Consider the following 26,359-nt stretch of genomic DNA (forward strand, 5'->3'; position numbering starts at 1 on the left):
CCTCACCGGACTGTGACGTCTCGGGCCGCACGGCACCCCACCCTGTCGGAGATACTGACTGAAGGTTTAGGGTTCGGTCGCCTGCTGTCTCCAACCCTCGGGAGCGGGCCCGGACCAGAAGCGACAGCGCGGTGTGCGACAAGGCCGGGAGGGGCCGGAACACGGGCACACGACGCTTTTGGGGGGCTTGAACCTATGGACCCGATCAACCCGGGACCCGAGGAGCACGGCCAGGCGCACAGCCGCCGCCCGCCCCGGGAATCCCTGACCTCCGACTTCGGCCACGCCGTGCCCGCGGTCGCCCGCACGGCGCAGCTCGTCTCCGGCGACCTCCTGCTGACGGTCAACCCCGTCGACGGCAGCGAGATAGAGCTCTGCCCGCCGGCCGAGCGCCCGGGCAGGCCCCGTAAGCGCACCGCGGCCGAGCGCGCCGACGCCGAGCGGGCCGCCCGGCCGCCGGTGCCGCCCGGCCCCGCCCAGCCGGCGCTGTCCCTGCTGGAACGCCAGGACGAACGCGAGCGTCTGGTCCGGCTGCTGGCCAGGGGCCGCTCCGTGCGGCTGTCCGGCCCCGGCGGGTCCGGCCGCACCGCCCTGCTCGACCTGGTCGCCGAGGACTGCCTGGACCTCGCCCCCGACGGCGTGGTGCGCCTGAACGGCTTCCACCGCACCGTGGGCGACGTCCTGCACGACCTGTTCCACGCCGTCCACGACGCCCCGCACCACCGCCCGGGACGGGACGAACTGCTCGCTCACGTCCGGGAGATCGGCGCGGTCGTCGTCCTGGACGACCTCGAGTTCGGCGGCGCCGCCCTCGACGAGCTGCTCGACGCCACCCCCGAGTGCGCCTTCCTGCTCGCCGTCACCCCGGACGTCCCCGCGCCCTCCGCCGACGCCGACGTCGAGGAGGTCTTCCTCAGCGGTCTCGACCGCGCCGCCGGCGTGGAGATCCTGGAGCGGACCGTCGGCCGGGTGCTGACCGAGGACGAGGCCAACTGGGCCGGCGACCTGTGGTTCGAGTCCGAGGGGCTGCCGCTCAGGTTCGTCCAGGCCGGTGCCCTGCTGCGGCAGCGCGACGAGCTGCGGGCCGGCGCCGGGGCGGTGGACGAGTACGGCGTCTTCGAGGACGTACGGCCGCCCGTGGAGCCGCCCGTCGAGCCTGCCGAGGGGGTGCCGCTGCCCTCCCTCGGCGAGGCCGCCGCGCCCGCCCCGCTGCTCGCCTCCCGGCTCAGCGGCTCCGCCCGGGCCACCCTGCGCTTCGCGGTCGCGCTCGGCGGCGAGGTGCCGCACCAGGCGCACCTGCCCGCGCTCGTCGGCGACACCCACGCGGACGCCGCCCTCGGTGAGCTGGCGGGCTGTGGGCTGGTCTCCCCGGTCGGCTCCCGCTACCGGCTCGCGGCCGGTGTCCTGACCCAGCTGGAGGCCGCGGGATACGCCGACGACGCCGAGGACCAGGCCCGCACCGCCGGCCGGCACTACGCCTGGTGGACCGGTCACCCCTCGGTCACCCCGGAGCGGGTGTGCGCGGAGGCCGACGCGGTGCTGGCCGCGCTCACCGGCATCCTCCCCGGGACCCTGCCGCCCGTCGAGGGCGAGGAGGCCGACGCGGTACGGCTGGCCCGCACGGCCGCGCCCGCGTTCGCCGCGGGGCTGAACTGGGGCGCCTGGGAGCGGTCCCTGCGCTCCGGCGCCGAAGCCGCGCGGCTGGCCGGCGAGGTGCATGAACAGGCCTATTTTCACCACGAGTTGGGTGTCCTGGCGCTGTGCGGCGGACAGCTCGACCGGGCCCGCTCCGAGCTGGAGGCGTCCATCGGGCTGCGCGGTGCCCTCGCCGACAAGCGGGGCACCGTCGCCGGACGCCGTGCCCTGGCGCTGGTCGCCGACCGCGCGGGCGAGGTGCCCGGGCCGCCGGCGACGGCGGGCGAGGAGCTGCCGGAGGCGTGGCACGAGGAGTCGGCTCCGCCGCCGTACGCGCCGCTCGGCGAGCCCGTCGTCACACAGGTGGTCCCGGCGGCGGCCGTACAGCGGGTCGGCTTCCGCCGGCTGGCCCGCCGGAACATGGTGGCCGCCGGCTCGGGCGCGCTGCTCGCCGCGGTGCTGGGCACGGTCGTCACCCTCGGCATGACGTCCCAGGAGAACGCGGACCGGAACCCGGCCGGGAAGGTCGACGTCAACCCGTCGGCCAGCCAGGGCACGGACGACGGCAGCCTGGGAGCGGACCCGAAGAAGGACACGGGCGGGAGCGGGACCGGCTCGGGCGGGGCCGTCCCCGCCGCGACCGACCCGGGACCCGACGGCACCTACGGCACGACGGACGACCCCACGCCGCCGGCCACCGCCGGGCCTTCCGCCGACCCGAGCGCCACGAGGCATCCGGGCGGTGGGCACACGACACCGGCCCCGTCCGGGTCGAAGCCGACGAAGCCGACGAAGTCGCCGTCCCCGACGCCGTCCAAGTCCCCGACGCCGTCCAAGTCCCCGTCGTCGAGCCCGTCGACGTCCCCGGATCCGTCGTCCAGCTCGCCGTCGTCCGGAACGTCCTCGTCCCCGGCCACGACGGACACGGCGAGCGGCCCGGCGGCGTCCAGCAGCTCCGCGGCGGCACCGCAGAGCAGCGGGGCGGGGTCGGGGTCCCCGGACATGGCCGGCACGGTGATGTGACGGCCCCCTGACAGCGGAGCGCCCCGCTCGCGGCAGTGCGGAGCGGGGCGCCGAGGCGAGAGGGGGGTCTCAGAAGAGGCGGAGCTTGTCGTCCTCGATGCCGCGCATGGCGTCGTAGTCCAGGACCTGGCAGTTGATGCCCCGGTCCGTGGCGAGGACGCGGGCCTGGGGCTTGATCTCCTGGGCCGCGAAGACACCGCGGACCGGCGCGAGGTGCGGGTCGCGGTTCAACAGCTCCAGGTAGCGCGTGAGTTGCTCGACGCCGTCGATCTCACCCCGGCGCTTGATCTCGACCGCCACCGTCCCGCCGTCGGCGTCCCGGCACAGGATGTCCACCGGGCCGATCGCGGTCATGTACTCGCGGCGGATCAGGGTGTACCCGTCGCCGAGCGTCTCGATGCGGTCGGCGAGCAGCTCCTGGAGGTGCGCCTCCACGCCGTCCTTGATCAGACCGGGGTCCACGCCCAGTTCGTGCGAGGAGTCGTGGAGGATCTCCTCCATCGTGATGATCAGTTTCTCGCCCGCTTTGTTGACGACGGTCCACACGCCCTCGTCGTCGCCCGCGCCCTCCTTCAGCGTGCAGGGCGGGGACATCCAGTTGAGGGGCTTGTAGGCCCGGTCGTCGGCGTGGATGGAGACGCTGCCGTCCGCCTTGACCAGGATCAGGCGCGGCGCCGAGGGCAGGTGGGCGGTGAGCCGGCCGGCGTAGTCGACCGAGCATCGGGCAATGACGAGACGCATGGTCGGCAACGCTACTCGACGCCCCGCGGTGCGCGCGATTCGCCCATCCCGCTCCCCGGGGAACGCCCCAATTGTCCCTGGAAACTCTTGTTCATCCCTGGCCGATTGTGGGCGTAACGGGACCGTTCCATATACGCATTCTGCTGGTGTGGTCACCGACCGTTGCCTACCGTAGAGAACGGGAGGTTGCGGTCCCTGTACTGAGCGTGTTCGAAATCGCGAACTCCCCTACCTGTCCGTGCAACCCCTGCTCTTCGGGGGTGCGAGAGGAGAACCCATGTCGCTCGACGTCTCACCGGCCCTACTCGAACAGGCCGAGCGAGGCGAGGTCGACGAAGCAGCATTCGTCGACTGCGTCCGGACCTCCCTGCCCTACGCGTGGGAGATGATCAGCTCCCTGGTGGCCCAGCTGAAGGTCGACGGCGGCCCCTTCGCCGACAACCAGACGCCCCCGCCCAACGAGCAGGCACGCGGTCAGCTGCTGCGCGCGCTGGCGAGTGACGCCATCCGCGGCGCGCTGCAGCGGCACTTCGGCGTGCGGCTGGCCTTCCAGAACTGCCACCGGGTGGCGGTGTTCCCGACGGACGCCTCGGTGGACGAGACGCTGGCCCGCTTCACGTCGGTGCGCAACCAGTTGCTGAACCAGTCGCCGGAGCTCCGGGACTGCTGACGCACTGCCGTCGGTGCCGCCGACGAGCCGCTCGCTTGCCGCTCCACCCGGGGGAGGTGCATCCAGTACTGGGGCGGCAAGCCCCCCAGGCGGCCGTGCCGGCCGTGACGGTTCAGCGCACCTGGGGCAGCACCTCCGCGCCCAGGCGGCGCAGGTTCTCCTCCGTGGCGGCGAGGTCGCCCGAGCCCTCGGTGAGCAGGGCGAAGCGGGTGATGCCGGTGCGCTCGGAGGTGGCCGCGAGCCGGTCGGCCGCCAGCCGCGGGGTGCCGACCGGGTGCAGCCCGCACAGCAGCTCCGTGTAGGCGTGCGGGTCGCGCATCGACCGCGTCCGGCCGTCGACCGTCACATGCGCCTCCAGGCCCTGTTTCAGCCAGCCCGGCATCGCCTTCATGAGCGTCTCCACCGCGTCCGTGCGCCGGTCGGCGAGCTGGCAGACCCCGGCCGAGACATGGGCGGCGCCCGCGATCTCCTCGGCCGGCCGGCCCGCCGCGCGGGCGTGCCGCCGCCACAGGGCGACCATCTCCGCCTTCTCCTCGTCCCCCACGTGCATCCCGAGCAGCATCGGCAGCCCGCGCTCGGCGGCGAGCCGCACGCTCGCCGGGGAGGTGCAGGCGACCACGACCTCGGGTCCCGGGGCGTCCGTCAGCGCCTCCGACGGGCGGGGCACGACGGGCACCTCACGGAAGGAGAACCGCTCGCCGTCGGCCGCCACGGACGGCTCGCGCAGCCAGCGCAGCAGCAGATCGAGCGACTCCGGGAATCCGTGTTCGTAAGCGTCCAGGCCCGCGCCGAACACCTCCAGGTCCACCCACGGGCCGCCGCGCCCCACGCCCAGCGTGAAGCGCCCGCCGCTCGTCAGATGCAGCAGCGCGGCCTGCTCGCCGAGGGCGACCGGGTGCGCGGTGGGCAGTACGCTGACCGCCGTACCGACCCGGATGCGGCGGGTGCGGCCGAGCAGCTGGGCGGCCAGGGTGACCGCGGACGGACAGGTGCCGTACGGCACGAAGTGGTGCTCGGCCAGCCACACCGAGTCCAGTCCGGCCTGCTCGGCCACCTCGGCCGAGCGGACCGCCCGGTGCAGGGCCTCCGCGGGACCCTGGCCCGGGAACTGGGCGGCCAGCACAAAACTTCCTAGGTACATCGCATTTCCTGCTTCCTTGGCTCCGACCCGGAGCTCCCCCACCCGGCATAACCGTCTGACACGTGCCCAGGACACGGCCTGGCGGAGAGATTTGCGGATTGTCTGCAGAATGGGGCGCCCTCAAGGGCGACTTGTGCGGGTTGGTTCCCTACGCGTACCCCTCCCGGCGGCGCGTAGGCTGGAAGCAGCCCGTGCTTCCTGTACAGCCCCGAGAGGTGTCCCGTGTCCCCGCGCCGCAACCGACCGAAGGCAGCAGGATCGTCGGACCGCAGCGCCGAGGACGATCGCGCCGGCCGGTACGGCGGCTGGCAGTCGTCCGAGGCGTGGCAGGGCGAGGACTGGAACGTGCGCCACGTCGCCGGGGCCAGCGCGGAGGGCAAGACCTACCGCTGCCCGGGCTGCGACCAGATGATCCCCTCCGGCGTCCCGCACGTGGTCGCCTGGCCGGAGCACGCGGGCGTCGACGACCGCCGGCACTGGCACAAGGCGTGCTGGAACGCGAAGGACCGCCGCACCACGCGGGTGCAGCGGTCCCGTAACGCGCCGAGGTTCTGACAGGCCGCCGAGCGGCTACACGTCCCGGTTCTGCAGCAGCGCGAAGGCGCCGGCGAACGCGGCCGCCGTCAGGCCGAGCATGATCCACAGCGGGTCCCAGCCGGTGGGGCCGGAGTGGGACAGCGAGTTGTCGTAGAAGACGCTCATCTGGCTCGGGATGGAGTACTCCAGCAGCCACTCCCGCACCTTGGACAGCGACTCCGAGGCCATGAACAGGGCAATCACCAGCGGGGCCAGCACCGCGCCGATCATGATGGTGATGGCGCCCGCGGAGTGTCGGATGACCGAACCGATGAGCAGCGAGAACAGTCCGAGCAGCGCGATGTAGAGGCTGATGCCGAGCGTCGCCTTCATCCACTCGCCGCCCGACGGCGTCTCGGCGCCGCCGACCCCGTCCAGCATGGACACCTGGACCATCGCCACCAGGCCGGACGTGACCAGCGTGACCACGAAGGCGAGGGCGAAGAACACGATCGACTTGGCGGCGAGCACCCGCACCCGGCTCGGGCACGCGGTCATCGTCGTACGGATCATGCCGGTGCCGTACTCGGAGGCCGTGGTCAGCACGCCGAGCGTGATGATGCACATGCTGCCGAGGAGCAGGCCGAAGAAGCCGAGCTGGAGCGCGTTCTGGCCGGACATGCTCTCCGAGGAGCTGTGGGACTTGACCACCGCTCCGGCGAGCAGGCCGATGCCGACGACGAGGAGCACGAAGACGCCGAGCGTCCACATCGTCGACCGCACCGACTTGATCTTCGTCCACTCGGAGGCGAGCGCGTGCCCGAGGTGGGTGCGCACGACCGGGATCGGCGAGGTGTAACCGGGGTACGAACCGCCGGGCGCCGCCTGCCAGTCGGGCGCGGCCGGTGCCTGCGGCATCGGGGGCTGGTGGGTGCTCATCGGGCGTCCTCGGGCTTGGTCAGGTCGGCGGGGGCGGAGGCGGGAGCGGGAGCGGGAGCGGCGGCCGGGGCCGGGGGAGCGGCGGCGGGCGGCGGGCCGGCCGGGGCCGCCGGTGCCTGCGGGGCCGCCGGTGCCTGCGGGGCCGGGGCGCCCTGCGGGGCGGCAGGGGCCTGCTGGGCGTACTGGTTGGCGGTACCCGGCGCCGCGGACGCACCCGGAGCCGCGGGGGCGCCGGGGGCAGCGGGGACGCCCTGGGCGCCGTACGGGCCCGGCTGCGGGCCGCCGTACGGCCCCGCGGGCGGCTGCGGCATCGCGAACGGCTGCCCGCCCTGCTGGGGCGGCGGAGGGGCGTACCAGCCGGGCTGGCCCTGACCGGGCACCGGCACGGGCGGCTGGGCGCCGGCCGGCAGCGGCTGCTGCAGACCCGCCCTCTGGTCCACCGTCGAGCGGTAGTCCACCGCGCCCTGCGTCATCCGCATGTACGCCTCCTCCAGCGAGGCCTGGTGCGGCGACAGCTCCCACAGCCGGACGTCGGCCTCGTGGGCCAGGTCGCTGATCCGGGGCAGCGGCAGCCCGGTCACCCGCAGCGCGCCGTCCTGCTCGGGGAGCACGTGGCCGCCCGCCTCGGTGAGCGCGGAGGACAGTTTCTCGCGCAGCTGCGGCTCGGTGTCCGGGGTGCGCACACGCGCGAAGTCGGCGGAGTTGGCGGAGATGAAGTCCTTCACGCTCATGTCGGCGAGCAGCTGGCCGCGCCCGATCACGATGAGGTGGTCGGCGGTCAGCGCCATCTCGCTCATCAGGTGGGAGGAGACGAAGACCGTACGGCCCTCGGCCGCGAGCGCCTTCATCAGGTTGCGGACCCAGAGGATGCCCTCGGGGTCGAGGCCGTTGACCGGCTCGTCGAACAGCAGCACCTGCGGGTCGCCGAGCAGGGCGGCGGCGATGCCGAGGCGCTGGCCCATGCCGAGCGAGAACCCCTTGGACCGCTTCTTGGCCACGTCCTGGAGGCCGACCACCCCGAGCACCTCGTCCACGCGCCGGGCCGGGATGCCCGACAGCTGGGCGAGGCTCAGCAGGTGGCTGCGGGCGCTCCGGCCGCCGTGCACGGCCTTGGCGTCGAGCAGCGCGCCGACCTGGCGGGGGGCGTTGGGCAGCTTGCGGTACGGGTAGCCGCCGATGGTGACCGCGCCGGACGTGGGATTGTCCAGCCCCAGGATCATCCGCATGGTGGTCGACTTGCCCGAGCCGTTCGGCCCGAGGAAGCCGGTCACGGCACCCGGCCGCACCTGGAAGGAAAGGTTGTACACGGCGGTCTTGTCGCCGTAGCGCTTGGTCAGGCCGACAGCCTCGATCATGCTCCGCACCCATCGAAAGGTTCAGGACAGCGGGGCACACGCCCCCGTAAGGGTTAGGAGGATATCGAGGCGCTGACGGTTCCGCCCAAGAGGGAGTAAAGCTATGCGTCGCGCTTCCTGAGCACCGCGTAGCCGCCGGCGAGCGCCGCGGCCACCCACAGCGCCATGATCCCGAGCCCGCCCCAGGGGCCGTAGGGGGTGTCGTCACCGAGTCCCGGCACCACCTGCATGATCCGGCTGCCGGCCTGGTCGGGCAGATAGCGGCCGATCCGCTTCGTCGCGTCGACGTTGGCGAGGATGTTGGAGATCAGGAAGAAGAACGGCATCAGGATGCCGAGCGAGAGCATCGGCGAGCGCAGCATCGCGGCGACGCCCATGGAGAACAGCGCGATGAGCATCATGTAGAGGCCGCCGCCGATCACCGCGCGCAGCACCCCGGGGTCACCGATCCGGGCGCCGAGCGGGCCGAGCATCGCCTGCCCGAGGAAGAACGTGGCGAAGCTCGTGGCCATGCCGACGGCCAGGGCGAGCGCGCCGGCCACGGCGACCTTGGTGAAGAGGAAGGTGCCGCGCCGCGGTACGGCGGCCAGCGAGACCCGGATCATGCCGGTGCTGTACTCGTTCGAGACGACCAGCACCCCGAACACGATCAGGGCGAGCTGGCCCAGGGCCATGCCCGCGAAGCTGATGACCACGGGGTCGAAGGTGAGCCGCTCCCGCAGGGGCATGTCCTGGAACTGGTTCCTGGTCAGGGCGGACAGGAGCGTGCCCAGGGCGAGGGTGACGACCACCGCCAGCGACAGCGTCCAGACGGTGGACGCCACGGACCTGATCTTGGTCCACTCGGACCGGATCACCTGCACTGCGGCCATCCCTCAGGCCTCCTTCCAGCCGGCGCCCCAGTCCTGCCGGTCCGGCGCGGGCCCGGCATGGGCGTGGTACTCCACCGACTCCGCCGTCAGCTGCATGAACGCCTCCTCCAGAGAAGCCTGCTGCGGGCTCAGTTCGTGCAGCACGATCCCGTTCCGCGCGGCCAGCTCGCCGATGTGCTCGGCCTTGCCGCCCTCCACGTCCAGCGCCCCGCCGCCCGTCTCGACGACGGTGATGCCGTCCGCGTGCAGCACGTCCAGCAGCCGCTCGCGCTGCGGGGTGCGGATCCGCACGTACGACCGCGCGTTGTGCCGGATGAAGTCGGCCATGGAGGAGTCCGAGAGCAGCCGCCCCTGACCGATGACCACCAGATGGTCGGCGGTCAGCGCCATCTCACTCATCAGATGGCTGGAGACGAACACGGTCCGCCCCTGCGCGGCCAGCGACTTCATCAGGTTCCGGATCCAGTGGATGCCCTCGGGGTCGAGCCCGTTGACCGGCTCGTCGAACATCAGGATCCGCGGATCGCCCAGCAGCGCCCCCGCGATCCCCAGCCGCTGCCCCATGCCGTACGAGAACCCCTTGGCCTTCTTGCGGGCCACGCTGGTCAGGCCCACGGTCTCCAGCACCTCGTCCACCCGGCGGTGCGGAATCCCGTTGCTCTGCGCGAGGCAGAGCAGATGGTTGTAGGCGCTCCGGCCGCCGTGCACGGCCTTGGCGTCGAGCAGGGCCCCGACGTACGTCAGGGGGTCCGTGAGCTGGTCGTAGTGTCTGCCGTCGATCCGGACGTCGCCGGCGGTGGGATGGTCGAGCCCGAGGATCATCCGCATGGTCGTGGACTTCCCGGCCCCGTTGGGCCCGAGGAAGCCGGTCACCACGCCGGGGCGCACGGAGAAGGTGAGCCCGTCGACCGCCACCTTCTCGCCGTACCGCTTGGTCAGCCCTTCCAACTCGATCATGCGGCCACGCTAGGACCGCCGCCGGGGGCCCGCCACTCGGGCGCGGGGCCGGGACACGGGGCACGGCGCGCCCCCGCCCGGCCGACCCCGCCGCGCCTCAGGCGGGCCGGCGGATCCGGATGGGTCCGCCGGCCTCGGCGGGATCGACGGGAACCCCGCGCCGGGTGATCTCCACCCGGCCGCGCGCCGCGAGCCGGGCCGCGGCCCGGCGGACGGGTTCCATCAGCTCCCGCCACCCCTCGTCGCCGGTCCCGTGGACCGCGCGGGCCACCTCCGAGGGGCAGACCGAGGCACGCGGCGCCCTGCGGTCGAGCAGGTCGAGAACGGCGTCCTCCAGGGACCGGTCGGTGACGCGCATGGGGACCACTTCCAGGGCCGGACCGTGCGCACGCGCATCCGGCGCGCCCCGGCGGCCGGAACCCGTGCTCCTTCCGCCAGGCTACGGCCGCGGGGGCCGGCGGCAACGGCCCCGGGGTCCGCGCACACGAAAGGGGCGGCGGGACCAGGGCCCGCCGCCCCTCACGATGCCGTACGGCTGCCGGAACTACCGGGACTGCTGCGCCGGAACGCCCCGGGAGATCGGCTCGTCCTCGCCCGTCGTGCCGGCGGCGGCCACGGCCGCACCGGTCAGGGTCGCCAGCATCTCGCGGACGTTCGTCAGCTGGGCGTTGATCGAGTCGCGGCGGTTGGTCAGCGCGGCGAGCTCGCGCTCGGATTCCGAGCGGATGCGGTCGGCCTTGGCGTTGGCGTCGGCCACGATGTCCTCGGCCTGGCGCTGGGCCGTCTCCACCGTCTGGCGGGCGCGGCGCTCGGCGTCGGTGCGCAGCTTCTCCGCCTCCAGGCGGAGCTGCTCGGCGCGGTGCTCGATCTCGGCGAGGCGCTTCTCGGCCTTCTGCTGACGCGAGGCCAGGTCGCGCTCGGACTGCTCGCGGCGCTTGGCCAGGTTCGTCTCGAAGTCGGCGGCGGCCTGAGCGGCCTTGGCGCGGGTCTCCTCGAAGAGGGCGTCCGCCTCCTCGCGCTTGGACTGCGCGTCCTTCTGCGCCTCGGCACGCAGCTGGGAGGCCTCGCCCTTGGCCTTCTCGACGATCCGGACGCCCTCGTCCTCGGCCTTGGACTTGCGCTCGGCCGCGTACGACTCGGCGTCGTTGCGGACCTGCTGGGCCGCCGACTCGGCGAGGTCGCGGTGCTGCTCGGCCGCCCGCCGGGCCTCCTCACGCAGCTCCTTGGCCTCTTCCTCGGCCAGGCGCAGGATCTTCTCGACCCGCGCGCCGAGACCCGCGTACGACGGCTCCGCGTCGGTGACCTGGGCCTGGGCGTTCTGCGTTTCGAGGTGCAACTCCTCGATGCGCTTTTCCAGGGCGGTGATCCGGGCGAGAGCGCTGTCACGGTCGGAGACGAGCTTGGAGATACGTTCGTCCACCTGAGCGCGGTCGTACCCACGCCGCACAAGCTCGAAGCCGTAGGGGGAAGTGTCGCTCATGGGGTTCCTGTCGAATGAGACCGGTGAGGTGATAAGGGGAATCCTAGGGGCCGAAGCGGTGTGTCATCGAGCGGATACGGTTTTGATCTGGAGAATGGCACCTCTTTTGAGTGGCTGACCGGCGGACGGCTTGCCAATTACTCGGGCAAAGCCCCCAGAAGGCACCGGAACGTGATCCGCTCGCTAGCCGTCCGACGGCTTGCCACCCGATCGGGGGGCGCCCACGCTCGCGCCCGCCTTGACTCCGCCGTCCTTGCCGGCGCCGGGTGCCTCGAAGGACTCCAGCGCCTCCAGCACGTCCTGGACCCGGGAGATCTCGGCGTTGATGTCCTCGCGCCGGCGCACCAGGATCTCCAGCTCGCGCTTGCCCTCCTCGACCGTGCGCCGGGCCTCCCGGATCGCCTCGGCCTTCAGCTCCTCGGCCTCCTTGACCAGGGAGGCCTTCTTCAGCTCGGCCTCCTTCAGCAGCCCCTCGGCCTTCTTGACGGCGGCGATCCGGACCTTGCCCGCCTCGGAGTCGGCGTCGGAGAGGACCTCCTTGGCCTTCGCCTGCGCCTTGGCCAGCTGCTCCTCGGCGGCCTTGATCAGCGCGTCGCAGCGGTCGCCGGTGGACTTCATCGTCTCGGCGGCCTCGCGGCGGGCCCGCTCGTGCAGCTCCTCGATCTCGGAGGTGATCCGGTCGCGCAGCTCCTCCGCGCGCTCCCGGATGGCCGTCGCGTCCCGGCGGGCGCCGACCAGCAGTTCGTCGGCGTCCGTGCGGGCCTTCTCCACCGAGGAGTTGCCCTCGATCGTCGCCTCGGAGACGATCCGCTCGGCCTCCGCACGGGCCGCGCCGACCATCGTGTCGGCCTGCGACTCGGCGTCCGCCGTGGTCTTCAGGGCCTGCGCCTGTGCCTCGGTGAGCAGCTTGTCGGCCTCGGCCGTGGTCTCCGTGATGAGCGTGTCGACCTGCTCGGCCGCCTCCGAGCGCCGCTTGTTGGCGTCCTTGCGGGCCTCGTCCAGGGTCCGCTCGGCCTCCTCGCGCGCGGAGTTGACCAGCCGTTCGGCCTCCGCCTGCGCGTCCGTCTTGAGCCGCTCGGCATCGGCCCGCACCCGCTCGGCGTGCTGCTGGGCCGAGCCCACGGTCTCGGCGGCCTCGGCACGCAGCCGCTCGGCGTCGCCGGTGGCCTCCCCGACGAGCCGCTCGGCGGCCGCCAGGGCCTCCGCGCGGACCCGGTCCGCCTCGGCGAGGGACTCCGTGCGCACCCGCTCGGCCTCGGCGACGGTCTCCGTCTGGAGCCGCTCCGCCTCGGTGAGCGCCTCGGTGCGCACCCGGTCGGCCTCCGCGACCGTCTCGGTCTGCAGCCGCTCGGCCTCGTTACGGGCCTCGGTGATGAGGGTGTCCGCCTGCGTCGCCGCGTCGGAGCGGATGCGGTTGGCGTCCTCGCGGGCGTCCGCCCGGGTACGGGAGGCCGCCTGGTCGGCCTCGGCGAGCGCGTCGGAGGCCTCGGTACGCACCCGCTGGGCGTACTCGGAGGCGTCCGAACGCAGCCGCTCGGCCTCCGCGATGGCCTCGCCGACGGTCCGCTCGGCCAGCGCCTTGGCGGCCTCGGTCTCCTCGTTCGCCTCGCGCCGGATCCGCGAGGCGTCCTCGCTCGCCCGCTCCCGCTCGGCGTAGGCGTCGGCGCGGACCCGCTCCGCCTCCTCCTCGGCCTCCCGCTTCGTACGGTCCGCCGCGTGCTCGGCGGCCGAGCGCAGCCCGGCGATCTCCTCCTGCGCCTGCTCGTGCAGCCCGGTGACGGAGTCCCGCACCTGCTGGGCGTGCTGCTCGGCGGCGGAGACCATCTCGCCGGCGCGCCGGTCGGCCTCCTCGACCAGCCGGACGGCCTCGGCCTGCGCCTCCTCCACCCGCTTGCGGGCGGAGGCCAGCAGCTCCTCGCTCTGCTCGCGGGCCCGCTCGCGCTCCTGGTCGGCCTCGGCCCGCGCGGCACCGAGGGTCTCCTCGGCCTCGCGGCGGCGCCGGACGGCCTCCTCCTGGGCGGCGGCCAGCGTCTCGGACGCCTCGGCGCCGAGCCGCTCGGCGGCGGCCTGGGCCTCCGCACGGACCCGGTCGGCGGTCTCCTGCGCCTCGGTCCTCAGCCGCTCGGCCTCGGCGGCGGCCTCACTGCGCAGCCGTACGGCGATGGCCTCGCCCTCGGCGCGGGAGGCGGACGCGTCGGCCGCTGCCTCGTCGCGCAGCCGTTCGGCCTCGGTCTCGGCCTGCTGCTGGAGCGTACGGATCCGCTCGGCGGCCTCCGCGCGCAGCCGCTCGCTCTCCTCGGCGGTCTCCCGGCGGATCCGGGCGGCCTCCTCGCGAGCGTCGGTCAGCGCCTGTTCGGCGGACGTGAGGCGGTCCTGCGCGTCCGTCTGGAGGCGGGTCAGCTCCTCGGCGGCCTCGGCCCGGCGGGCCTCGACGGCCTTCTCGGTCTCCTCGCGCAGCTCGCGCGCGGCCTTCTCGGCGTCCGCCCGGACCGTCTCGGCCCGCTCGTCGGCCTCGGCGCGCAGCCGCTCGGCCTCCTTGCGGGTGCGGTCCAGGGTCTCCTCGGCCTGCCGACGCAGGCCGGTGGCCCGCTCGATGGCCTCGGTGCGCACCTTCTCGCTGTCCGACGTGGCCTTCTGCCGCAGCTCGTCGGCGTCCGCCTTGGCCTTGGCCAGCAGCTCCTCGGCGGACTTGGCCGCCTCCTCGATCTGCGCGACCGCCTCGCGGCGGGCCTCGGCGCGGATCGACTCGCCCTCGGCGACCGCGTCGGCGCGCAGCTGCTCGGCCTCGCCGCGCAGGCGGCGGGCCTCCTCCTGCAGCTCGACCGTCTTGGCGCGGTACTCCTTGGTGTCGTCCTTCGCCGCGCCCTTGAGCTGCTCGGCGATGTCGTGCGCCTCGGCGCGCAGCCGGTCCGCCTCGGCCTCGGCCTCCGTGCGGATCCGCTCGGCCTCCTCGGCGGCGGCCCTGGTGGTCTTCTGGGCGTCCTCCGACGCCTTGTTCAGCACGTCCTCGGCGGTCTTGGCCGCCTTGGACAGCTGGCCGGCCGTCTCCTCGGCGGTGATCGTGCGGGCCTTCTCGGAGGCCTCGGTGACGATCCGCTCGGCCTCGGTCCGCGCGTCCGCGACCAGCTGCTCGGCCTCGGTCTTGGTGTTCTCGGCCTCCTTGGTGGCCTCTTCCACCAGCCGGGCGACCTGCTCCTTGGCGGTCCGGGTCCGTGCCTCGCCCGCGGCCTCGGCGCTCGCGAGGGCCTTGGCGGCGGCCTCCTTGGCCTCCGTCTGCACCTTCTCGGCCTCGGCCTGCGCCTTGCGCAGCGCCTCCTCGGCCGCCGTCATCCGCTCCTCGGCGGCCCGGCTCAGCTCGGCAGCCTGCCGGCGCGCGGCGTCCGACTCGCCGACCGCGTCGGTGCGCAGCTGCTCGGCGTGCTCGGTGGCCTCCTGGGCCTGGGTGGAGGCGGCGTTCAGCAGCCGCTCGGCGTCCGTGCGGGCACGGCGCAGGAGCTGCTCGGCCTCGGCGCGGGCGGACTCGGCGTCGGCCTGCAGCCGCTCCCGGGCCTCCCGGGTCAGCCGCTCGGCCTCCGCGCGGGCGGCGGCCAGGGACTGTTCGGCCTCCGCGCGGGACTCGTCCAGCAGCCGGCGGGCCTGCTGCTCGGTGCGGGCGCGCAGCTGCTCCGCCCAGGCCACGTTCTCGTTGACGTGCGACTCGACGGTGGCGCGGCGCTCGGCGAGCTCCTGGTCCAGCTGCTGGCGGCGGGTCACCGCCTCCTGGTGCAGCTCGGCCTGGAGCCGGGCGGCCTGCTCGGCGTGCTCCTGGAGGATGCGCTGGGTCTGCGCGCGGGCCTGGCTCAGCTCCCGCTCGGCGTCCTGGCGCAGCTGGTCGGCCTGCACCTGGGCATTACGGAGCAACTGCTCGGCCTGATAGCCGATGTCACCGCCGTCGAAGGCGGGCCGGGTCATCAGGGTGCGGCGCGCCTCGTGCAGCTTGGCGCGCAGCACCTCGACCTGGTAGCCGAGGTCCTCGGCGTGCTGGATCGCCTTTTCCCGCTCGGTCTTCAGCCGCTTCATCTCGGCCTCGAACCGAGAGAGGTGGTCGACGTCAGCCGCCGGCTCTCGCTCCTGGCTCTCGTAGCCCCGCACTGCGCGGTCCCATCCGTCCCCTGGTCAGCTTCTCCTACGAGCTCCGTCCATCCGCCGGACGGGGCCCCCCGGGGAATGGTGTCAGATCAACGGCGGAGCACGGGCTGCTGCCCCGACGCTCGTCCCCCGAAACCCGGACCCCGGCATGCGGTCGCCCCGGTTTGGGAGACGACCGCCCCCAACCCTACCGGCCCTTATGTACGGGGGTCAGTGCTCGGGCGACTCAACAGGGGCCGAAGTGACGAGTTCTGTCAGGACACCGTGGCAATCCTTGGGGTGCAGGAAGGTGATCCGCGACCCCATGGAACCGCGCCGTGGCTCGTCGTACAGGACGCGTACGCCCTTGTCCCGGATGTCCGCGGACTCGGCGTCCACATCCGCCGTACCGAAGGCGATGTGGTGCACGCCCTCGCCGTTCTTCGCGAGCCACTTGGCGACGGTGGAGTCCTCGCGGGTCGGCTCCAGCAGCTGGAGGTAGGAGGCACCGCCGTCCGAGGTTTCGTTGATCTTGAGCATGGCCTCGCGCACGCCCTGTTCCTCGTTGACCTCGGTGTGGAACACCTCGAAGCCGTACGTGGCCCGGTAGAACTCGACGGTGGCGTCGAGGTCGTGGCAGGCGATCCCGATGTGGTCGATTCGCGTCAGCATGGATTCAGTGCAGCGCTCATCAGATGGTTACGCAACGTGCGCGCGATCACACCGACGGGCCGATGACGGCACGGAGTGCCATCAGTACATTCGAAGTAAACCCTCGTTCACTCCTCGGCCTGGGCAGGCCGGTAAGGGGATCGCAGCTCATGCCTTCTGGAACGAACAGCTCGGTGATCGTCGCGGGCGCGCGTACGCCCATGGGACGACTCCTGGGCTCCCTCAAGTCCTTCTCCGGAGCCGACCTCGGCGGCTTCGCGATCAAGGCCGCCCTCGACCGTGCGGGGATCGGCGGCGACCAGGTGCAGTACGTGATCATGGGCCAGGTGCTGCAGGCCGGCGCGGGCCAGATCCCGGCGCGCCAGGCGGCGGTCAAGGCCGGCATCCCGATGAGCGTCCCGGCGCTCACCATCAACAAGGTGTGTCTGTCCGGCCTCGACGCCATCGCGCTGGCCGACCAGCTGATCCGCGCCGGCGAGTTCGACATCGTCGTGGCGGGCGGCCAGGAGTCCATGACCAACGCGCCGCACCTGCTGCCGAAGTCCCGCGACGGCTTCAAGTACGGCGCGGTGCAGATGCTCGACGCGATGGCCTACGACGGCCTGACCGACGCCTTCGAGGGCATCGCCATGGGCGAGTCCACGGAGAAGCACAACACCCGCCTCGGCATCAACCGCCCCGAGCAGGACGAGATCGCGGCCCTGTCCCACCAGCGGGCCGCCGCCGCGCAGAAGAACGGCCTGTTCGAGGCCGAGATCACCCCGGTGGAGATCCCGCAGCGCAAGGGCGACCCGGTGCTGTTCAGCAAGGACGAGGGCATCCGCGGCGACACCACCGCCGAGTCCCTGGGCAAGCTCCGCCCGGCCTTCGCCAAGGACGGCACGATCACCGCCGGCTCCTCCTCGCAGATCTCCGACGGCGCCGCGGCCGTGGTCGTCATGAGCAAGGCCAAGGCCGAGGAGCTGGGCCTGGAATGGCTCGCCGAGATCGGCGCGCACGGCAACGTGGCCGGCCCGGACAACAGCCTGCAGTCCCAGCCGTCCAACGCCATCCGGCACGCCCTGAAGAAGGACGGCCTGGAGGTCTCCGACCTGGACCTCATCGAGATCAACGAGGCCTTCGCCGCGGTCGCCGTGCAGTCGATGAAGGACCTCGGCGTGTCCACCGAAAAGGTGAACGTGAACGGCGGTGCGATCGCGCTGGGCCACCCGATCGGCATGTCCGGCGCGCGTCTCGTGCTCCACTTGGCGCTCGAGCTCAAGCGGCGCGGCGGCGGGGTCGGCGCGGCCGCGCTGTGCGGTGGCGGCGGCCAGGGCGACGCCCTGATCGTCCGGGTACCGAAGGCCTGAGCCCTACTTCTCACGAGCGAACGGAGTTGTGATGCAGGACGTCTCCTCTCTGGTGGACCAGGCCAGGGAAGGCCGGCCGCGGGCCGTGGCCCGGCTGATCTCCCTTGTGGAGGGGGCGTCCCCGCAGCTCAGGGAGGTCATGGCGGCGCTGGCCCCGCTGACCGGCAACGCGTACGTGGTCGGTCTGACGGGCTCGCCCGGCGTCGGCAAGTCGACCTCCACCTCCGCGCTCGTCACCGCGTACCGCAAACAGGGCAAACGGGTCGGCGTCCTGGCCGTCGACCCGTCGTCCCCCTTCTCGGGCGGCGCCCTGCTCGGTGACCGGGTCCGGATGTCGGACCACGCCTCCGACCCCGGCGTCTACATCCGCTCGATGGCCACCCGGGGTCACCTGGGCGGCCTCGCCTGGGCGGCGCCCCAGGCCATCCGCGTCCTCGACGCGGCGGGCTGCGACGTGATCCTGGTGGAGACCGTCGGCGTGGGCCAGTCGGAGGTCGAGATCGCCTCGCAGGCGGACACCTCCGTCGTCCTTCTGGCCCCCGGCATGGGCGACGGCATCCAGGCGGCCAAGGCGGGCATCCTGGAGATCGGCGACGTGTACGTCGTCAACAAGGCGGACCGGGACGGCGCCGACGCCACCGCCCGCGAGCTGAACCACATGCTGGGCCTGGGGGAGGCCCGCGGTGCCGGCGACTGGCGCCCGCCGATCGTGAAGACGGTCGCGGCCCGCGCCCAGGGCGTCGACGAGGTCGTGGAGGCACTGGAGAAGCACCGCGCCTGGATGGAGGAGCGCGGCGTCCTCGCCGAGCGCCGCCGGGCCCGGGCGGCCCGTGAGGTGGAGACCATCGCGGTCACGGCCCTGCGCGAGCGCATCGGCGACCTGCACGGCGACCGCCGCCTCAGCGCGCTCGCGGAGCGGATCGTCGCCGGCGAACTCGACCCGTACCGGGCGGCGGACGAACTGGTCGCGGGCCTGACGGAGGGCTGAGAGCACGCACGGCCGAGGGCTCGCCGATCCGGCGTGCCGCTGCTAACTTGACCGGCATGTTCCTCTCCGTGGCGTAGAGCGCACACCGGACCGCGAGGCCGACGACAGGCCCTCGCGTCCTTCGGTGTCCCCTCTTCCGCCTCCCACCCAGAGGAACATCCGCATGTCCACGCATGCTCCTGTGCGGCCCTCGTACGCCGCCGTCCTGCGCGTCCCGCACGCGCGCCGCACCTTCGTCTCCGCCCTGACCGCCCGGCTGTCCTACGGCACGGTCTCCCTCGCCGTGCTGCTCTCCGTCACCCGCGCCACCGGCTCCTACGCGGTGTCCGGCGTGGTGATGTCCCTGTTCGGCGCCACCTCGGTCTTCCTGATGCCGGCCAAGGCGTCCTTGATCGACCGTCACGGCCCCCGCCGTGCCCTGCTGCCGATGTCGGTGCTCTACGGCACCCTGCTGTGCGTCCTGGCGGCCCTGACCTGGCGCCCCGCCCTACCGCCGGCGGCCCTCGCGGCCACGGCGGCGCTCGCCGGGGCGTGCGCGCCGCCCCTGGGGCCGACCATGCGCGCCCTGTGGGCCGAACTGCTCCCGGACCGGGACCTGCTGCGCCGCGCGTACGGCCTCGACGGGGTCGCGGAGGAACTGCTCTACGTCCTGGGCCCGGTCCTGATCGGCGCGCTGACGGCCTTCGCGCACCCGGCGGCCGGCATCCTGCTGAGCGCGTTCCTGATCGTGGCCGGCACCTGTGCCTTCGTCATGTCACCGGTGATGCCGGGTCCGCGGCCCGCGTCGCGCGCGGAGCGTCGCGGGGGAGTACGGGGACTCGCCACGCCGGTGGCGGTGGCCCTCGGCGTGGGACTGGCCCTCAGCGGGGTGGACCTGCTGACGATGGCCTTCGCCGTCGCGCACGCCTACGATCCCGGCACGGTCCCGTGGGTGCTGGGGGCGCTCTCGGCGGGCAGCGCCGTGGGCGGGCTGGTGAACGGGGCGGTGCCCTGGCGGATGGCGGCCCGCGAGCGTCTGGTCCTCCTCGCGCTCGCGCTGGGGCTGACGGTGGCGGCGGCCGGCCTGGCGCCGAACCTGTGGACGCTCACCGTGGCGGTGGCCGTCGCCGGGGCGTTCCTCGCCCCGGCGCTGACGACGGCCTACCTCCTGGCCGACGAGACGGTGCCGGCCGACGCCCGCACCCGGGCCGGGGCCTGGGTGAACATGGGGGTCAACGCGGGAAGCTCCGGGGGAGCGCTGGTGGCGGGGCTGCTGATCGGCCGTCTGCCGCTGTGGGCGTGCTTCGCCCTCGCGGGCGGCGCGGCCCTGCTGCCCGCGCTGTCAGCGGTGCGGTGGCGGGCAGGCCGGGCGGCAGCCCACGCCCCTTCGGCCGGAGGCACCCCGCCCGGGCGGTCCGGAGCGCCGGACCGCCCGGCCGAGGCCTTCTGGGCAGGCGAACGGAGCTAGGGACGCCCCCGCTGTCCCCTCAGGTGCTCGGCGATCGGCTTCAGGCCCTTGTCCAACTCGGTCAGGGCCTCCGGTGACAGCAGGTCGATGAAGTGCCGCCGCACCGATGCCACGTGGTGCGGCGCGACCTTCTGCATCGTCTCCATGCCGTGGTCGGTCAGTACGGCGTACAACCCCCGCCGGTCCGACTCGCAGTTCTCGCGGCGCACCAGGTTCGCGTTCTCCATCCGCGTGATCTGGTGCGAGAGCCGGCTCTTGGACTGCAGGGTCGCGGAGGCGAGGTCGCTCATCCGCATCCGGAAGTCCTCGGACTCGGAGAGATTGACCAGGATCTCGTAATCGTTCATCGTCAGGCCGAACGGCTGCAGATCCTTCTCCAGCTGGTACGTCAACAGCCTGTTGACCTCCAGGTGGGTGCGCCAGGCGCACTGCTCCGCATCGGTCAGCCAGCGCGTGGCCGTCTCGGTCTCCATGAATGAAGTCTACCTAAGAAGTTGAATGGCGAACTACTTCGGATGGTGTGACTGTGCGCACGCGTTCGATGTCACACTCCGCAGACTACCGCTCACAGCCCGAAGCGACGCTGGAGGTCTCCCAGCTGTCCGGGAAGGCGCGGTGCGCCCGACGATTGCGGACCGTGTCCGACCGGTCTCGTTCCGCCACCACCGGGCACCCCCGGCTCCGCCGGAATCATCCCCGTGTCCGGCTCGGCCATCAGGGTTTCCGTCGACTGCAGCAGCACGGTCCCGGCGCCCACGAACTCGAACTGGTGCTCCTCCCCGGAAACCCCGCCGAGGCCCGTCATCGCACGTAGACCGCCCAGTACACCCGTCAGGTACCCATGGTCGTAGTGATGACAGGGTGACGGGCAGTCGGCCCACCCGACGAGCGCCTGAGGGTCGACCCGGATCGGAGGTTCCATGAACACCACCGGACCGTTAGATGCGGCCACAAACTTTCCGGTTCCGATAAGGGTCAGAAAACCCGGCACGATCGATTGCTTCAGCGCGAGACTTGGCTGAAAAGCGAGCAGATTGCCCGCGCGAATGGTCAAGTTCCCGTCGTCCAGGTCGTAGGAATTGACGTCGAAGGCCCGGTCGGCGAGCAGCATCTTGCCCGAGCCGGCCGCCACGACCCAGTCGCTCGCGTGCAGTGGCGAATGGAACGAGGTACGGACAAGTCGGTCGAGTCGGCCGTGCCCGATGCCGTTGAACTCGATCGCCCCGTAGTAGGCGATCATCTTCCCCTTCTGCAGGAACCACTCCCCGCCCTTGAGCTCCACGCAGAACGTGTACTTGTTCACGTTGTCGTCGGCGGGCAGGGTCATCGGGTCGTGCACCACCGGGCCGCCCGGCGCTCCGTACGTGCCTCCGTACGCGCTCACAGCTTCTCCTCCGACGCCTGGACGTACACCGTGCCGCTGCCGCTCAGCTCCAGCTGGAAGGCCTCCCCGGAGCCGCGCCCCACCATGTCGCGCCAGCCGAGCGCGCTGGACAGCCGGTTGCGGACGTCGCCGTGGTGGGCGACGTAGGCCTGGGGGTCGACATGGACCGGGCGCTGCGGGGTGACCGGGATCTCGAAGACGCCGCCGTGCGCCATCACGGCGACGGAGCCGTGACCCTGGAGCGTCGTGGTGAACAGCCCCTGCCCGGTGACCTGGCCCCGGACCAGGCCCATGACCCCGCCCTGCGAGCCCATGAACATCGTGCCCTGCCGCAGCGTGCCCTCGAAGGCGAGCAGGCGGTCGGCCTCCACGTAGAGGGTGTCGCCGGACAGGTCGATGACATGGATGTGGTGGCCGCCGTGCCCGAAGAAGACGGTGCCGCTGCCCTCGACGGTCATCAGCGGGGTCGCCTCGCCCGCCACCCGGCGCCCGATCATGGACATCAGCCCGCCCTGGCCGCCCTGGACGCTGGGCGTGAAGGACACGTCCCCCCGGTAGGCGAGCATCGCCCCGCGCTGACTGAACAGGCGCTGCCCCGGCACCACGGCCGCTTCGACCATCTTGGAATTGATCTCCCGGAACGCCATCCCTACAGATCCCCCGCGATCGTGTTCCGCTCGCTCGGCTGCACGTAGACCAGGCCGTCCCCCTCGAAGCGGATCTGGAAGGCCTCACCGCCGCCCTCCCCGAAGAGGGTGCGGAACGTCACACCGGACTGGAAGGACTGCCGGACATCACCCTGGTGGGCGATGTAGGCGCCCGGGTCGACGATCAGTGGGTACTGCGGGCTGACCCGGAGCACCACCGCCGGCCCGTCGGACATGATCGCCGCCTGTCCGTGCCCCTCGACGGTGGTCGTGAACAGCCCGTTGCCCTGCGAGGCACCGCGCAGCCCGGTGAACGTCGTGCCCGTTCTGAGCCCGGCGTCCGTCGCGAGCAGATTGCTCGACTCGACGTAGAGCTTGTCCCCCCGGAGGGCGACCAGGTTGATCTCGGACGCCCGGTCCGCGAACCAGCAGGTCCCCTGCCCCTTCACCTCCATCACCGTCATCTGCTCACCGGTGAGCCGCCGGGTCACCATCCCGCGCAGCCCCTCGCCGCCGCCGCTCAGCTTCTTGAAGGCCATCTGCCCGTCGTACGCGACCATCGAGCCGTTCTTCGCCTTCACGGCGTCCCCGGTCATGTCGACGGCGAGCACCTTGCTGCCCTGGAGTCGGAACATCGCCACGCAGCGAAAGTAGCGGCGGGGCGGGTGGACCGAACAGGGCCCGTGGGTGGAGAGCGACCCTGAGCGGACCCCTAAGGCCGTCGTTTGCCACAATGGGGCAACGCTTGTGCTTGCGTTCACAAACCGTGGACGCCTCTCCCACCGAAGGTGACCCGTGGACCTCAAGACAGCATCCGCCATCCGCCGCCTCCGTCTGATCTCCGTGCCGGAGGGCGTCTCCTGGATCATTCTGGCGGCCTGCACCTTCATCAAGTACGTGATCGACCCCGGCGTCGATGTGGCCCGGGTGCTCGGTCCGATCCACGGCGTGCTGTTCATCCTCTACGTGCTCTTCTGGGCGGACGCCTGGAACCGCACCAAGTGGGCCAAGGGCAAGGCCGCGCTCTACTTCGCGTACTCGATCATTCCGGGGGGCGGCTTCATCATCGAGCGGGCCCTGCGCCGCGAGGCCGAGGACGCGGTCATCGCGGCCCGCGCCCGCAAGGAAGGGGTCGTGAACGCATGATCGTCGCCTTCTCCGTGACGCCGCTCGGCGTCGGCGAGGACGTGGGGGAGTACGTCGCCGACGCCGTCCGCGTGGTCCGCGAGTCGGGCCTGCCCCACCGCACCGACGCGATGTTCACCAGCATCGAGGGCGAGTGGGACGAGGTCATGGACGTCGTCAGGCGTGCCGTCGCCGCGGTGGAGGCGCGTGCGCCGCGGGTCTCCGTCGTCCTCAAGGCGGACATCCGCCCCGGCGTGAGCGACGGGCTCACCTCCAAGGTGGAGACGGTCGAGCGGTACCTGGCGCGGTAGCCGCCCGGCCGGCCCCTCAGGCCGGCTGTCCCGCCGCCAGTGCCATCCCCAGCGGTGTCCTCTCGTACAGCACCTGGTGGCCGTACCGGCGGGCGGTGAGCAGGCCCGCCTCGCGCAGGACCCCCAGATGGGCCGAGACCGAGGACGGGGCGAGGGCCAGACGGTGCGCCAGCGCCGTCGTCGTCGCCGGTTCGTCCAGCGCGGCCAGTACCGCCGCCCGGTTGCGGCCCAGCAGCCGTACCAGCCGCCGCGGAGTCCGGGTGCCCGGCTCGGTCCACAGACCGGCGATGCCCCGGGCCGGATAGACCACCGTCGGCTGCCACGGGGGCTCGAAGCCGGTGATCACCTCGGGCCACGAGAACACGCTCGGCATCAGCACCAGCCCCTGGCCGCCGAGGTCGCGCACGTACTCGATCCCCAGCGCGAGCGTCAGCGTGCGGCCGTCCCAGGACAGCCGCCGGTCCAGCTCCGGCAGCAGGGTGCCGAGGCCCACCTCGGCCAGCCGCCGCGAGTGGTAGGCCACGTCCGCCTCCAGCAGGCCCCGCAGCCGGTGCCAGTCCGGCTCGACCAGCACCCGCCAGGCCTCCTCCATGGCGTCCGCCAGCTCCCGCACCATCCGCGCCGGGTCCGCCAGCCACGCCCGCCCCAGCGCCGACTCCAGCGCACCCGGTGTGCAGGCCAGTGAGCGGGCGGTGTCCTCGCGGGCCGCCTCCGGGTCGGACGCCCGCACGGCCGCGATCTCCTCCTCGAAGGTGGCGGCCGGCCCGATCGGCGGCGGCCCCAGCCAGTCCGGCGAGTGTCCCCGCCGCGGCATCAGCAGCCACAGCGGCGTCAGGTCCAGCTCCGCCGCAGCGTCCCGGATCCGCCGCAGCCAGGGCACGTGGTACCCGTGCCGGTCCGGCCGCTTCAGGGTGCGCACCGCCTCCTGCGTCTCCCAGATCGGCGAGAGAGCGAACCGGCAGCGCAGGAAGTCGTCGTCCCCGAAGCGCAGACGAGACGGCACGCGCACCTCCCGGAAGACCGTGGCCACGAAAAGAAGCCCGCGAAGATTCGGCTGCAGCCGAAACTCTACGGGCCTGCCGTCCGCGCCGGGCACGCTGCCTGCCATGTCCGCACCGCCCCAGGCTCCGGCGTCCGCCGGTTACGGCCGCCTCTTCGCCGTGCCCGAGTTCCGGGCCGTCTTCGCCGCCCACCTGATGTCCATGCTCGGCATGATCGTCAGCGAGATCGCGCTGTCCGTGCTCGTCTACGACCTCACCGGCTCACCCCTGCTGAGCGCGCTCACCTTCGCGCTGGGCTTCCTGCCGTACGCCGTCGGCGGCACCCTGCTCGCCCCGGTCGCCGACCGCTTCCCCGCCCGGCGGGTGCTGGTCGGCTGCGACCTGGTGTGCGCGGGCTGCGTGGCGCTGATGACGGTCCCCGGGATGGGCATCGGCGTCCTGCTCGCCCTGCGCGCCTGTCTCGCCGTGGTCTCGCCGGTCTTCGCCGGCACCCGCATGGCCACCCTCGCCGACGTCCTCGGCGACGGGGACCTGTTCGTGCTCGGCCGCTCCCTGCTGCGGATCGTCGCCCAGAGCGCCCTGCTCGTCGGCTACGGCCTCGGCGGGCTGCTCCTGACCGCCGTCGCCCCGCGCCACGCCCTGCTGATCACCGTCTGCACCTTCCTCGCCTCGGCGGTCCTGCTGCGCTGCGGCACCCGGCACCGCCCCGCCCGCGCCCGGGACCGCGCGGACGCCCCGGCCGGCCTCCGGCAGCTGTTCGCCGACCGGCGCATCCGCGTCCTGCTGCTCCTCTCCTGGGTCCCGGCGGCGTTCGCCGTCGTCCCCGAGGCGCTGGCCGCGCCGTACGCCGACCGGCTCGGCGGCGGCTCCACCGCTCTCGGCCTGCTGATGAGCGCCCTGCCCGTCGGCACGGTGGCAGGGGAGCTGTTCGCCGGCGCCCGGCTGGGGCCCGCCTCCCGGGAACGCATCGCGCTCCCCCTGCTCTGCCTCATCGTGCTGCCGTACCTCGGCTACGCCCTGAGCCCCGGGCTCACCGGGTCGCTGCTGCTCCTGCTGGTGTCCGGGGCCTGCTCGGCGTACACGCTGGGCCTGGACCAGTGGTTCGTGCGGGCCGTGCCGGAGGAACTGCGGGGGCGGGCCATGACCGTGCTGACCGCGGGGCTGATGACCGGCCAGGGCGTGGGCATGGCGCTGGCGGGGGTGGCGGCCCAGGTCACCGGGGTGCGCACGGCCGTCGTGGGCGCCGGGGCCCTGGGCACCCTGTGCTGCTGCGGCCTCGCGCTCGCGGCCCGGGCGACGGGGAAGCCGCGCGCGAGCAGCGCGGCGGCCGGGGAGCCCCGCGGCGGCCACCCGGCGGCCGGGGAGCCGCGCGGGAGCCACCCGGTGACCGGGGAGCCGCGCGGGAGCCACCCGGTGACCGAAAGCCGAGACGGGGCTGACCGGCATATGACCGGCCGGTAGGGTCTCATGACGTGCCCAAGCCTCTCAGCCTCCCCTTCGACCCCATCGCCCGTGCCGACGAGCTCTGGAAGCAGCGCTGGGGAAACGTGCCGTCCATGGCCGCGATCACCTCGATCATGCGGGCCCAGCAGATCCTGCTCGCCGAGGTGGACGCGGTGGTCAAGCCGTACGGGCTGACGTTCGCCCGCTACGAGGCGCTGGTGCTGCTGACCTTCTCCAAGGCCGGTGAGCTGCCCATGTCCAAGATCGGGGAGCGGCTGATGGTGCACCCCACCTCGGTGACGAACACCGTGGACCGGCTGGTGAGGTCCGGGCTCGTCGCCAAGCGGCCCAACCCCAACGACGGGCGCGGCACGCTCGCCGTCATCACGGACAAGGGCCGCGAGGTGGTCGACGCGGCCACCCGCGACCTGATGGGCATGGACTTCGGGCTCGGGGTGTACGACGCGGAGGAGTGCGCGGAGATCTTCGCGATGCTGCGTCCGCTGCGGATCGCGGCACACGACTTCGACGACGAGTGACCCGGTCCAAGATCTGC

25 protein-coding genes are annotated in these 26,359 nt (G+C 72.8%); 10 read left to right on the forward strand and 15 right to left on the reverse strand.

The window, feature by feature from the left end:
* The first annotated feature begins 195 nt into the window (after positions 1-195).
* The gene (locus AB0N17_RS18065; RefSeq protein ID WP_366012312.1) at positions 196-2,658 is read left to right on the forward strand and encodes an ATP-binding protein; all 2,463 of its coding nucleotides are present in this window, start codon (positions 196-198) and stop codon (positions 2,656-2,658) included.
* A 69-nt stretch (positions 2,659-2,727) separates the two neighbouring features.
* Here the strand turns inward: AB0N17_RS18065 and nucS are convergent, their stop codons facing one another.
* On the reverse strand, positions 2,728-3,399 hold the full coding sequence (gene nucS, locus AB0N17_RS18070; protein ID WP_366012314.1) for an endonuclease NucS: 672 nt from the start codon (positions 3,397-3,399) through the stop codon (positions 2,728-2,730).
* A 277-nt stretch (positions 3,400-3,676) separates the two neighbouring features.
* Here nucS and AB0N17_RS18075 point away from each other — a divergent pair, with 277 nt between their 5' ends.
* A complete protein-coding gene (locus AB0N17_RS18075; RefSeq protein WP_366012316.1) occupies positions 3,677-4,069 on the forward strand; it encodes an SCO5389 family protein in 393 nt (130 codons plus the stop codon).
* Between the two features lie 112 nt (positions 4,070-4,181).
* Here the strand turns inward: AB0N17_RS18075 and AB0N17_RS18080 are convergent, their stop codons facing one another.
* Entirely contained in the window at positions 4,182-5,210 is a 1,029-nt protein-coding gene (locus AB0N17_RS18080) for an LLM class flavin-dependent oxidoreductase (RefSeq protein WP_366012317.1), read from the reverse strand.
* A gap of 222 nt (positions 5,211-5,432) precedes the next feature.
* Between AB0N17_RS18080 and AB0N17_RS18085 the strand changes: the two genes are divergently transcribed.
* Positions 5,433-5,765 (forward strand): ATP/GTP-binding protein, encoded by a 333-nt coding sequence (locus AB0N17_RS18085; RefSeq protein WP_366012318.1) that lies wholly within the window; start codon positions 5,433-5,435, stop codon positions 5,763-5,765.
* Between the two features lie 15 nt (positions 5,766-5,780).
* Here AB0N17_RS18085 and AB0N17_RS18090 read toward each other — a convergent pair whose 3' ends face one another.
* The 8 genes from AB0N17_RS18090 to mce form a co-directional block, all read right to left on the reverse strand.
* Entirely contained in the window at positions 5,781-6,665 is an 885-nt protein-coding gene (locus tag AB0N17_RS18090) for an ABC transporter permease (RefSeq protein ID WP_366012319.1), read from the reverse strand.
* Complete coding sequence (locus AB0N17_RS18095; RefSeq protein ID WP_366012320.1) at positions 6,662-8,020, reverse strand: ABC transporter ATP-binding protein; 1,359 nt, start codon at positions 8,018-8,020, stop codon at positions 6,662-6,664. The genes AB0N17_RS18090 and AB0N17_RS18095 overlap by 4 nt, the downstream gene beginning before the upstream one ends.
* A 101-nt stretch (positions 8,021-8,121) precedes the next feature.
* Positions 8,122-8,892 carry an ABC transporter permease gene (locus tag AB0N17_RS18100; RefSeq protein WP_366012321.1) on the reverse strand — a complete coding sequence of 257 codons (771 nt, stop codon included), beginning with the start codon at positions 8,890-8,892 and terminating at the stop codon, positions 8,122-8,124.
* 3 nt (positions 8,893-8,895) lie between these two features.
* Positions 8,896-9,849: an ATP-binding cassette domain-containing protein gene (locus tag AB0N17_RS18105; RefSeq protein ID WP_366012322.1), complete on the reverse strand. Its 954-nt coding sequence runs from the start codon at positions 9,847-9,849 to the stop codon at positions 8,896-8,898.
* A 97-nt stretch (positions 9,850-9,946) separates the two neighbouring features.
* Entirely contained in the window at positions 9,947-10,207 is a 261-nt protein-coding gene (locus AB0N17_RS18110) for a DUF3253 domain-containing protein (RefSeq protein WP_366012323.1), read from the reverse strand.
* Between the two features lie 186 nt (positions 10,208-10,393).
* Positions 10,394-11,329, reverse strand: a complete 936-nt coding sequence (locus AB0N17_RS18115; RefSeq protein WP_366012324.1) for a cellulose-binding protein — start codon at positions 11,327-11,329, stop codon at positions 10,394-10,396.
* 183 nt (positions 11,330-11,512) lie between these two features.
* Positions 11,513-15,460, reverse strand: coding sequence for a polarized growth protein Scy (gene scy / locus AB0N17_RS18120; protein ID WP_366012325.1), 3,948 nt, complete (start codon positions 15,458-15,460; stop codon positions 11,513-11,515).
* Between the two features lie 207 nt (positions 15,461-15,667).
* Positions 15,668-16,108 (reverse strand): methylmalonyl-CoA epimerase, encoded by a 441-nt coding sequence (gene mce, locus AB0N17_RS18125; RefSeq protein ID WP_366012326.1) that lies wholly within the window; start codon positions 16,106-16,108, stop codon positions 15,668-15,670.
* Positions 16,109-16,257: 149 nt separating this feature from the next.
* On the opposite strand from mce, the gene AB0N17_RS18130 reads away from it, so the two are divergent.
* From AB0N17_RS18130 to AB0N17_RS18140, 3 genes are all read left to right on the forward strand, one after another.
* A complete protein-coding gene (locus tag AB0N17_RS18130; RefSeq protein WP_366012327.1) occupies positions 16,258-17,457 on the forward strand; it encodes an acetyl-CoA C-acetyltransferase in 1,200 nt (399 codons plus the stop codon).
* 31 nt (positions 17,458-17,488) lie between these two features.
* On the forward strand, positions 17,489-18,445 hold the full coding sequence (meaB, locus tag AB0N17_RS18135; RefSeq protein ID WP_366012328.1) for a methylmalonyl Co-A mutase-associated GTPase MeaB: 957 nt from the start codon (positions 17,489-17,491) through the stop codon (positions 18,443-18,445).
* Positions 18,446-18,608: 163 nt separating this feature from the next.
* Positions 18,609-19,892: an MFS transporter gene (locus AB0N17_RS18140; RefSeq protein ID WP_366012329.1), complete on the forward strand. Its 1,284-nt coding sequence runs from the start codon at positions 18,609-18,611 to the stop codon at positions 19,890-19,892.
* Here AB0N17_RS18140 and AB0N17_RS18145 read toward each other — a convergent pair.
* From AB0N17_RS18145 to AB0N17_RS18160, 4 genes are all read right to left on the reverse strand, one after another.
* Positions 19,889-20,365: a MarR family transcriptional regulator gene (locus AB0N17_RS18145; protein WP_366012330.1), complete on the reverse strand. Its 477-nt coding sequence runs from the start codon at positions 20,363-20,365 to the stop codon at positions 19,889-19,891. The two genes, AB0N17_RS18140 and AB0N17_RS18145, sit on opposite strands and share 4 nt — an antisense overlap.
* 92 nt (positions 20,366-20,457) lie before the next feature.
* Complete coding sequence (locus AB0N17_RS18150; RefSeq protein ID WP_366012459.1) at positions 20,458-21,219, reverse strand: AIM24 family protein; 762 nt, start codon at positions 21,217-21,219, stop codon at positions 20,458-20,460.
* Positions 21,220-21,272: 53 nt separating this feature from the next.
* Positions 21,273-21,923: an AIM24 family protein gene (locus AB0N17_RS18155; RefSeq protein WP_366012331.1), complete on the reverse strand. Its 651-nt coding sequence runs from the start codon at positions 21,921-21,923 to the stop codon at positions 21,273-21,275.
* Positions 21,924-21,925: 2 nt separating this feature from the next.
* Positions 21,926-22,558 carry an AIM24 family protein gene (locus AB0N17_RS18160; RefSeq protein WP_366012460.1) on the reverse strand — a complete coding sequence of 211 codons (633 nt, stop codon included), beginning with the start codon at positions 22,556-22,558 and terminating at the stop codon, positions 21,926-21,928.
* A gap of 160 nt (positions 22,559-22,718) precedes the next feature.
* Here AB0N17_RS18160 and AB0N17_RS18165 point away from each other — a divergent pair, with 160 nt between their 5' ends.
* On the forward strand, positions 22,719-23,069 hold the full coding sequence (locus tag AB0N17_RS18165) for a DUF3817 domain-containing protein (RefSeq protein ID WP_366012332.1): 351 nt from the start codon (positions 22,719-22,721) through the stop codon (positions 23,067-23,069).
* Positions 23,066-23,359 carry an MTH1187 family thiamine-binding protein gene (locus AB0N17_RS18170; RefSeq protein ID WP_366012333.1) on the forward strand — a complete coding sequence of 98 codons (294 nt, stop codon included), beginning with the start codon at positions 23,066-23,068 and terminating at the stop codon, positions 23,357-23,359. The genes AB0N17_RS18165 and AB0N17_RS18170 overlap by 4 nt, the downstream gene beginning before the upstream one ends.
* Positions 23,360-23,375: 16 nt before the next feature.
* Here the strand turns inward: AB0N17_RS18170 and AB0N17_RS18175 are convergent, their stop codons facing one another.
* Positions 23,376-24,362: a DUF5937 family protein gene (locus AB0N17_RS18175; RefSeq protein WP_366012334.1), complete on the reverse strand. Its 987-nt coding sequence runs from the start codon at positions 24,360-24,362 to the stop codon at positions 23,376-23,378.
* A gap of 103 nt (positions 24,363-24,465) precedes the next feature.
* Between AB0N17_RS18175 and AB0N17_RS18180 the strand changes: the two genes are divergently transcribed.
* Positions 24,466-25,821 (forward strand): MFS transporter, encoded by a 1,356-nt coding sequence (locus AB0N17_RS18180; protein WP_366012335.1) that lies wholly within the window; start codon positions 24,466-24,468, stop codon positions 25,819-25,821.
* 11 nt (positions 25,822-25,832) lie between these two features.
* Positions 25,833-26,342, forward strand: a complete 510-nt coding sequence (locus tag AB0N17_RS18185) for a MarR family transcriptional regulator (RefSeq protein WP_366012336.1) — start codon at positions 25,833-25,835, stop codon at positions 26,340-26,342.
* The last annotated feature ends 17 nt before the right edge of the window (positions 26,343-26,359 follow it).

This window comes from Streptomyces sp. NPDC051133, assembly GCF_040682635.1.
Lineage (GTDB): Bacteria > Actinomycetota > Actinomycetes > Streptomycetales > Streptomycetaceae > Streptomyces.